9 protein-coding genes are annotated in these 9154 nt (G+C 68.5%); 8 read left to right on the top strand and 1 reads right to left on the bottom strand.

Annotation, left to right across the window (positions count from 1 at the left end):
• Positions 1–7: 7 nt before the first annotated feature.
• Positions 8–478, bottom strand: a complete 471-nt coding sequence (locus FFS72_RS09615; RefSeq protein ID WP_137873705.1) for an SRPBCC family protein — start codon at positions 476–478, stop codon at positions 8–10.
• 175 nt (positions 479–653) lie between these two features.
• Between FFS72_RS09615 and FFS72_RS26385 the strand changes: the two genes are divergently transcribed.
• From FFS72_RS26385 to FFS72_RS09575, 8 genes are all read left to right on the top strand, one after another.
• Positions 654–818, top strand: a complete 165-nt coding sequence (locus FFS72_RS26385; protein WP_171018602.1) for a hypothetical protein — start codon at positions 654–656, stop codon at positions 816–818.
• Positions 819–849: 31 nt separating this feature from the next.
• Positions 850–1677, top strand: a complete 828-nt coding sequence (locus tag FFS72_RS09610) for an HAD-IIA family hydrolase (protein WP_137873704.1) — start codon at positions 850–852, stop codon at positions 1675–1677.
• 108 nt (positions 1678–1785) lie between these two features.
• A complete protein-coding gene (locus FFS72_RS09605) occupies positions 1786–2298 on the top strand; it encodes a DUF6764 family protein (protein WP_171018614.1) in 513 nt (170 codons plus the stop codon).
• A gap of 280 nt (positions 2299–2578) precedes the next feature.
• The gene (gene groL, locus FFS72_RS09595) at positions 2579–4204 is read left to right on the top strand and encodes a chaperonin GroEL (protein ID WP_137873702.1); all 1626 of its coding nucleotides are present in this window, start codon (positions 2579–2581) and stop codon (positions 4202–4204) included.
• Between the two features lie 329 nt (positions 4205–4533).
• A complete protein-coding gene (locus FFS72_RS09590) occupies positions 4534–5556 on the top strand; it encodes an alpha/beta hydrolase (protein WP_050065519.1) in 1023 nt (340 codons plus the stop codon).
• Between the two features lie 104 nt (positions 5557–5660).
• Positions 5661–7244 carry an HD domain-containing phosphohydrolase gene (locus FFS72_RS09585; RefSeq protein WP_137873701.1) on the top strand — a complete coding sequence of 528 codons (1584 nt, stop codon included), beginning with the start codon at positions 5661–5663 and terminating at the stop codon, positions 7242–7244.
• A 54-nt stretch (positions 7245–7298) separates the two neighbouring features.
• Complete coding sequence (locus FFS72_RS09580) at positions 7299–7691, top strand: DsrE family protein (protein ID WP_137873700.1); 393 nt, start codon at positions 7299–7301, stop codon at positions 7689–7691.
• Between the two features lie 115 nt (positions 7692–7806).
• Positions 7807–9147, top strand: a complete 1341-nt coding sequence (locus FFS72_RS09575) for an anaerobic C4-dicarboxylate transporter family protein (RefSeq protein WP_249353211.1) — start codon at positions 7807–7809, stop codon at positions 9145–9147.
• Positions 9148–9154: the final 7 nt, after the last annotated feature.

Genomic DNA, 9154 nt, shown 5'->3' with positions numbered 1-9154 from the left:
CCCGCCCTCAGCGAGCCGAGGCGGTGGCCGACTCGGTCTCGCTCTTGATACGCGCCAGGGTCGTGTTCATGCCCGCGATCATGTCGACCTCGAAGCCCGCGGTGCCGCCCATGAACTTGTCGACGAGGAACGACGAGACCTTCGTGGTGCCCGTGGGGGCCTCGCGGCGCTCGGTCACCCGGGTACCGGTGTCGGTCGCGGTGAGCTCGTAGGTCCAGATGGTGTGGTTCTCCGCAACGCGCCACGCGATGGCCCGGCTCGGTTCGAAGCGGATGACCTTGGCCGTCGTGGGCCACACGAGCAGGCCCTTCTTGTTGACGTTGACGGTCCGGCTGCCGTGTCGGACGGGGCCGCCGAGCACCTTCATCACCTTGCACTGGGGGCTCCACTTGCCCATGCGTTCGAGGTCGGACACGACCTTCCACACCGCCTCGGGGGTGGCGTCGATCTCGATGCTCGCTTCGAGGGTGTTCGTCACAGGGTGCTCCGGTTCATGAGGGTAAGCGCTACTGACGGTTACACATGTTTTCCCGGACGCGGCCGTACGTCAAGAGAGGTCGGCGAGGGTGTAATGGGGGGTGCGCGTCGGGCGATGAACAGGGTAGTCACACCGTGGTCGACCCAAGGGTCGGCACCCACACCCGGAGCTCATCGTGAAATTTCCTGCCGCACTCCGTTCCATGCCGCACACCGACGCCGTTCCGATGCTGCCCAGCGCACGAACCTGGCGGCGCCGTGAGACGTGGCCCAGCGAGCGACTGGAACGACTGCTGACCCAGCGGGAAGCCGACGACTTGGTGCGGGGCCACTTCCGTTGACGGCGCCGCCGACGCCACCCGTCCGTTCCTGATGGCTGTGACCGATCCCGCGCATACTGGTGCTGTGACTGTCGGCGTGCTGTTCGACATAGACGGGGTGCTTGTCACGTCGTGGCAGGCGATCCCCGGTGCGGCCGCTGCGCTGGATGCGGTCCGTCGGCGAGCCCGCCCGCTTGCCTTCCTCACCAACACCACCTCGCGCACCCGATCCGAGATCGCCGCGTCCCTGTGCGCAGCCGGTATGGACGTCACGCCCGACGAGATCGTGACTGCCGCCGCGCTGACGGCGGAGTACCTGCGTTCGACGTACCCCGACGCCCGGTGTCTGCTCGTGAACCACGGCGACGTCACCGAGGACCTGCCCGGCGTCCGCCTCGACGACGAGCATCCCGACGTCGTCGTGCTGGGTGGAGCGGGACCCGAGTTCGATCACGACACCCTCAGTCGTGTCGTTGGCCTGATGCAGCAGGGTGTGCCCGTCGTCGCGATGCAGGGCGGGTTGTCATGGGTGACCGACGACGGGGTCAAGATCGACACCGGTGCCTATCTCCCCGGGTTGGAGGCGGCGGGCGGCGGGCGCGTGACGGTGATCGGCAAGCCCGCGCCGACGGGGTTCATCACGGCGGCCGCGCTCGTCGGGATCGACCCCGAGCACGCGGTCATGATCGGCGACGACGTCGCGAACGACGTGCTCGCCGCACAGTACGTCGGATTCACGGGGGTTCTGGTGCGGACCGGCAAGTTTCGGCAGGCCGCGGTCGAGTCGGCCTCGGGCACGCCCGACCATGTCGTCGACTCCGTTGCGGACCTGCCCGCGCTGCTGGACGCCCTCGACGGCGAGCAGGGTGCAGCCGACTGAGAGGTCGGCGAAAGCGTGCGGTCCGGCGGCGCTTCATTCGGTACGGTCGACGGCACCGTCGTTCACTGTCCTGTCGTTCACTCTGTCCCGAGGAGTTTCGTGCGCACCGTGTTCCGTTCCCGTTCCCTGTCCTTCCACTCCCACCGTCTCGTGCGCACCGGCGCGTCGATCGCGGCGGGACTCGCGGTCGTCGGCGGGCTCGCCGTCGCCGGGACGGGTGTCGCGTCCGCCGCCCGCGTGGACTGCGTCTCGCCGCCGTCGCCGAACGACATCCACGTCATCGGTGACGCGAGTTGCGGCGCGACCGCCACGGTCGGTGGTGCCGCGAACGCGGGCGCGATGGACAGCGGCACCGCGGTGAGCGTCGCGCAGGGCGGCACCGCGAACACGTTCGCCACCGGCTTCGGTATCGCGCTGAGCACGTCGAAGGCGGCGGGTCAGGCGAACGCCTTCGCGATCGGTGGCGGGATCGCGAAGGCGAGCACCGACAACGGCAACACCACGTTGGCCCTGGCCGGCTGGGGTTCGGGTGCGACGGCCGAGTCGGGAGGCGTCAACTGCGTCGGTCCGCTGTCCTTCGCGGTCAACCTGAACACCGGCGCCGTGTGCCTGATCCGCTGATCCGCCGCTGATTTTCTGACACACAGGTGCCCGCGGCGGACCGCCGATACCTTGCACTCACCCCCGGTGAGTGCTAAAAATGCACTTGGCACTCACGACGCGTGAGTGCCAGGTCGGGACGGTGAGACCGGGATCCATCGACACCCCCGGTCGTCCGTCGCGGGCACCGAGCCTGGCCATGTGAACGGGGAAACCGCGTGCGGTCACCCCGCGAACAACTGAGGCGGCCCGACGAGCGGTCGCCTTGCGTGTCACCCCCAATCCGGAGGATCACTTCGCAATGGCCAAGATCATCGCGTTCGACGAAGAGGCCCGCCGCGGCCTCGAGCGTGGCCTGAACAGCCTCGCCGACGCCGTCAAGGTGACGCTGGGACCCAAGGGTCGCAACGTCGTGCTCGAGAAGAAGTGGGGCGCCCCCACGATCACCAACGACGGCGTGTCCATCGCCAAGGAGATCGAGCTCGAGGACCCCTACGAGAAGATCGGCGCCGAGCTGGTCAAGGAGGTCGCCAAGAAGACCGACGACGTCGCTGGCGACGGCACCACCACCGCCACCGTCCTCGCTCAGGCGCTCGTCCGTGAGGGTCTGCGTAACGTCGCTGCCGGCGCCAACCCGCTGGGTCTGAAGCGCGGCATCGAGAAGGCCGTCGAGGCCGTCACCGCCAAGCTGCTCGACACCGCCAAGGAGGTCGAGACCAAGGAGCAGATCGCTGCCACCGCCGGTATCTCGGCAGGCGACGCGTCCATCGGCGAGCTCATCGCCGAGGCCATGGACAAGGTCGGCAAGGAAGGCGTCATCACCGTCGAGGAGTCCAACTCCTTCGGCCTGCAGCTCGAGCTCACCGAGGGTATGCGCTTCGACAAGGGCTACATCTCGCTGTACTTCGCGACCGACGCCGAGCGTCAGGAAGCGGTCCTCGAGGATCCGTACATCCTGCTCGTCAGCTCCAAGATCTCCACGGTCAAGGACCTGCTGCCGCTGCTCGAGAAGGTCATCCAGGCCGGCAAGCCGCTGCTGATCATCGCCGAGGACGTCGAGGGCGAGGCCCTGTCGACCCTGGTCGTCAACAAGATCCGTGGCACCTTCAAGTCCGTCGCCGTCAAGGCTCCGGGCTTCGGTGACCGCCGCAAGGCGCAGCTCGCCGACATCGCCATCCTCACCGGTGGCGAGGTCGTCAGCGAAGAGGTCGGCCTCTCCCTGGAGACCGCAGGCATCGAGCTGCTGGGCCGCGCCCGCAAGGTCGTCGTCAGCAAGGACGAGACCACCATCGTCGAGGGTGCAGGCGACGCCGACGCCATCGCCGGTCGCGTCAACCAGATCCGCGCCGAGATCGAGGCGTCGGATTCGGACTACGACCGCGAGAAGCTGCAGGAGCGCCTCGCGAAGCTGGCCGGCGGCGTCGCCGTCATCAAGGCCGGCGCTGCGACCGAGGTCGAGCTCAAGGAGCGCAAGCACCGCATCGAGGACGCCGTCCGCAACGCGAAGGCTGCCGTCGAAGAGGGCATCGTCGCCGGCGGTGGCGTGGCCCTGCTGCAGGCCGCTCCGGTCCTGGACGACCTGAAGCTCGAGGGTGACGAGGCCACCGGTGCGAACATCGTTCGCGTCGCCCTCGAGGCTCCGCTCAAGCAGATCGCGTTCAACGCCGGCCTCGAGCCGGGCGTCGTCGCGGAGAAGGTCCGCAACCTCCCCACCGGACACGGCCTGAACGCCGCGACCAACGTGTACGAGGACCTGCTCGTCGCGGGCATCAACGACCCGGTCAAGGTCACCCGCTCGGCGCTGCAGAACGCGGCGTCCATCGCGGCCCTGTTCCTGACCACCGAGGCCGTTGTCGCCGACAAGCCGGAGAAGGCCGCTGCTCCCATGGGCGACCCGACCGGCGGCATGGGCGGCATGGACTTCTGAGTCCGTTTCCTCCCGGGGCCTGACGGTCCCACCCGGTTCCACGCGAGGCCGGCTCACCTTCGGGTGGGTCGGCCTCGTGCCGCGCCGGGGCCGCGGCCCGCACGTCCGGAGGGTCGAGCGATGTAGGACATTCGTCCACAAACTTCGACGAAACTTTGGACAACGGGCGCGGACTCGGACACACTGTGAGCGCGCACTCGATCGTCGCGACCCCACAGGTAATGGTGGGGTCGCACTGCTGAATGGGTGCGCCCCCCGAGCAAAGCCAGATCACACGCATACAGAGCGCCCGACAGACCGCAGCGCCCGACAGATCACAAGGTGGGAAGATGCCCAAGTTCCGTGGACCCGGCCGCAGGTTCGGTCGCATTGCGGCCGTAACCGCCGCACTGACCGTTCTGCCGCTGCTCGGCGTGGGTGGCGTCTCGAACGCCGCTCCGAGCGCGGTCTCCCCGAACGGGTCGTCGCTGGAGCGTGTCGACGGCACCGGCCGTCAGGTCACCGCCTACGTGCACTCGGTGTCGATGGACAAGACCATCCCGGTCAAGATCCAGATGCCCGCCGACATGAGCGCTCCGCGCCCGACGCTGTACCTGCTCAACGGCGCAGGCGGCGGCGAGGACTCCGCGACCTGGCAGCGTCGCACCGACATGGCGTCGTTCTTCTCCGACAAGAGGGTCAACGTCGTCACCCCGATCGGTGGCGCGTTCAGCTACTACACCGACTGGCTCAAGGACGATCCGGAGCTCGGCCGCAACAAGTGGACGACCTTCCTGACCCAGGAACTTCCTCCGATCATCGACGGAGCGTTCAAGGGTAACGGCGTCAACTCGCTCGCCGCGATCTCCATGACCGGAACCAGCGTCCTCAACCTCGCGATTCAGGCACCGGGCCTGTACAAGAGCGTCGCAGGCTACAGCGGTTGCGCCGAGACCAGCACCCCCGCGGGCCAGGCCTACATCAAGCTGGTCGTCGAGTCCCGTGGCGGCGGCGACACCGAGAACATGTGGGGTCCGACCAGCGGTGCAGGGTGGGTCGAGAACGACCCGGTCGTCAACGCCGAGAAGCTGCGCGGCACCGAGATCTACATGTCGAGCGGAAACGGTCTCCCGGGTGCACACGACACCCTCGCGAAGACGGGGAGCAATGCGGCTCTCGCGAACCAGGTCCTGCTCGGCGGTGCCATCGAGGGTGCCACCCTGCTGTGCACCAACAACCTGTTCAAGCGTCTGAACGCACTGAACATCCCGTCGACGTTCGACTTCCGTCCGAACGGCACCCACTCGTGGGGCTACTGGCAGGACGACCTCCACAAGTCGTGGCCGTGGATCGCTCGCACGATCGGCCTGTGACATCCGCCCGCTGACCTAGGCGACCACGACGGCGCCGATCCCGCTCAACGCGGGGTCGGCGCCGCCGTGCTGTGTGCGGCAGGCGTGTGGGGGACAATCGTCTGGTGCGCGCGAATGCGGCGTTCGACGCCGCGGGTGGGCCGAGGCGGGCGGAAGTGCTGGCGGCACTGTCGCTGGCCATCGATCTCGGTCTCGGGCAGCCGATGGAGCACATGCTGCGGTCGTCGCTGATCGCGTCCCGGCTCGCCGAGCGGCTCGGTGTTCCCGAGGCCGACCGGGCCGCGGTCTACTACGGCACCCTCGTCGGCTGGATCGGGTGCCACGCGGACTCCCACGAACTGGCCGCGCTCGTCGGTGACGACATCGCGTTCCGCGCCGACACGTACGGGATCGAGATGGTCGGCTGGCCGATGCTCCGGCTGATCCTGCGTCACGCCGGTGAGGACCGAGGGACGTGGGCGCGCGGACTGAACGCGGTGACGGTGGGGTGGACGGCGCGGTCCCGGGTCACCCGACTGATCACCTCGCACTGCACGTCGGCGCAGGCGCTCGCCGCCCGCGCAGGCCTCGGTGACGGTGTCGTCGACGTCCTCGCGTACACGTTCGAGCGGTGGGACGGACGCGGACTGCCCGCGGGCGTCGAAGGTGAGGCGATCCCCGTGGCGTCCCGGGTGATCGCGGTCGCCGACGTGGCCGAGGTACACCTGCGGACGGCGGGGGTCGGGCGCGCAGTCGAGGTTGTCGCCGCGCGGCGCGGACGGCAGTTCTGCCCACAGGTGGTCGACGTGTTCGTCGCCGACGCAGCCGAGATCACCGACGGCCTGCTCGACGACGACGTCTGGTCCGCTGCCGTGGACCTCGCGCCCGACCGGGACCGCCGCCTGACCCCGGACGAACTCGACACCCTCCTCGGCGCGATGGGGGAGTTCGTCGACTTCAAGTGCCCGCACCTGCTCGGTCATTCCCGCGCGGTGGCGGACCTGGCCCGAGGCGCCGCTCGCAGTCGGGGCATGTCCGATGCGGAGCAGCGTCTCCTGTACCGGGCCGGACTGGTGCACGGCCTGGGGAGGATGGGGGTCTCGAACCGGATCTGGGACAAGACCGGGCCGTTGACGCCTGCCGAGTGGGAGCGGGTGCGGCTGTACCCGTACCTGACCGGACGGATACTGAGCCGGGTCACCGGCCTCGAGGACGTCGTCGCGGTCGCGTCCGAGCATCGGGAGCGGCTCGACGGCAGCGGTTTTCCGCGCGGCACCACCGCGCCCGATCTCGGTCCCTCCGCGCGGGTGCTCGCCGCGGCGGACGCCTATCGGCGGCTGATCGAACCGCGACCGTCCCGTCCCGCGCACACGGCATCCGAGGCGGCGGAGTCGTTGCGGCGGGACGCCCGGTCGGGCCGACTCGATCCCGAGTCCGTTGAAGCCGTCCTCACCGCTGCCGGGCATCGCGGGCCGCGCCGCACTCCGTGGCCGGCGGGGCTCACCGACCGCGAGGTGCAGGTCCTGCGGATGGTCGCGCAGGGCAGTTCGAACCGTGACATAGCCGCTGAACTGGTCATCTCCGAGAAGACCGTGCGCAACCACGTGGAGCACGTCTACACGAAGCTCGGTGTCAGCAACCGGATCCAGGCGTCGCTCGCCGCGATCGACCACGGATTGGCCGGGAGTCCGGCAGGTGTCGGCTCCTGAAGATGGGGCCGATGCCTCATTCCGGGAGTCGTGGTGCGGCGAAAGCTCGAAGGCATGAACGAGAACTCGAGCAACTCACACAATTCCAACAAGGCAGTGATCAGTCTGACCACGGGCCTCGAGGACCCGGAGAAGGTGACCGTGGCGTTCCTCGTCGCGGTCGGCGCCGCCGAGGAGGGTCGCCCGACCCTGATGTTCCTGACCAAGGAGGCGGTGCGGCTCGCCGTCGACGGGATCATGCAGGGCGTCGCATGCGAGGGATGTCCGTCGCTGCCCGACCTCGCGAAGAGATTCGATGCCGCGGGTGGACGTCTTCTCGTCTGCTCGATCTGCTTCGACGCCAAGCGTCTCGACCACGGCGCGCTGGTGTCGAACGCGGAGATCGGCGGAACGATCCCGATGTGGCGCTGGATCGGCGACGGGTGCGCCACCACGTTCAGCTACTGACGCGGCGTCCGAACCGAGCGCCGGCCACGGCGCGGTTCCCCGGCGGGGTGGCCTGCCGTGCGTAACATCCCGGACGAGCCGGGTCCGGCAGTGGACCCGTCGGCGGACGGGGTGGATGCGTGTGGACGCACTGGTGATCACGCTCGAGCTGATCGTGGTGCTCGGCGCCATCGTCATGGGCACCCGGTCGAGCGGTGTCGCGCTCGGTCTGTGGGGCGGTGCCGGTGTCGCGGTGCTCGTCTTCGTCTTCGGAGAGAACGTCGGCACCCCACCGGTGGACGCCCTGCTGATCGTCCTGTCTGTGGTGCTCGCATCGTCGATGATGCAGGCGGCGGGCGGCATCGACTGGATGGTGTCGATCGCGGCGAACGTCATTTCCAAGCGCCCCAAGCAGATCACCCTCATCGCTCCGCTGGTGTCGTTCCTGTTCTCGGTCGGCGCGGGCACCTCGAACATCCTGTATCCGCTGCTGCCGGTCATCTACGACGCGTCCTACAGCAACGGGATCCGCCCGTCGCGTCCGCTGTCGCTGTCGGTGGTCGCGACGGGTGTCGCGCTGGCGTGCAGCCCGGTCTCGGCGGCGATGGCGGCGATGGTCACCCTGACCGACGTGGAGCCGTACAACTTCGAACTGATCGACATCATCAAGATCACGCTCCCGGCGGCGATCATCGGCATCGTGCTCACCTCGTTCGTGGTGAACCGGCTCGGCAAGTCCATCGCCGAGGACCCCGAGATCCAGGCGAAGATCGCGGCCGGTGAACTGTCCGCGCCGTCCGGCGGCGCGAGCGCGGTGGAACTGAAGTCCACGACGCAGGGACGCAACGCGGCCCTGATCTTCCTCGCCGGCGTACTCGCCATCGTGGTCTTCGGCCTGTTCAAGGGGATTCGACCGGATGCGGCCGACGGCAGCCCGCTTGGCATGACACCGATCATCGAGATGGTCATGTTCGTGGTCGGCACCCTGATCCTGCTGGTGAGCAAGCCCTCGGTCGCGGACGTGCCGACCATGTCGGTGTTCAAGGCAGGCATGGTCTCCGCGATCGCCCTGTTCGGTCTGGCCTGGCTCACCGACACGTTCATCAGCGCGCACCTCGAACTGATCACCAGCACGATCGGGGACCTGGTCGAGGCCGCGCCGTGGATCTTCGCGCTCGGCGTGTTCCTCGTCTGTGTGCTCACCACCAGCCAGTCGACGGCGACCCGGACCATCGTGCCGATCGGTCTGACCGCGGGACTGGCACCCGGACTGATCAGCGGCATGTGGGCGGGTGCGTTCGCCGGGATCTATCTGCTCCCCACCAACGGATCACAGATCGCGGCCGCGAACTTCGACGAGTCGGGCAGCACCAAGCTCGGTAGCAAACTCGTCGATCATTCGTTCTTCGTCCCGACGCTGGTGCTGGCGGTCACCACCATCGCGGCGGGCTCGGTGCTCGGCGTGATTCTCGGCTGAGCCGCGG

The sequence above is a fragment of the Rhodococcus sp. Q genome, assembly GCF_005503035.1.
In the GTDB taxonomy this organism is placed as follows: Bacteria; Actinomycetota; Actinomycetes; order Mycobacteriales; family Mycobacteriaceae; genus Rhodococcus_G.
Note: the sequence above shows the minus strand (reverse complement) of the source record. Positions and strands in the feature narration are given on the sequence as shown.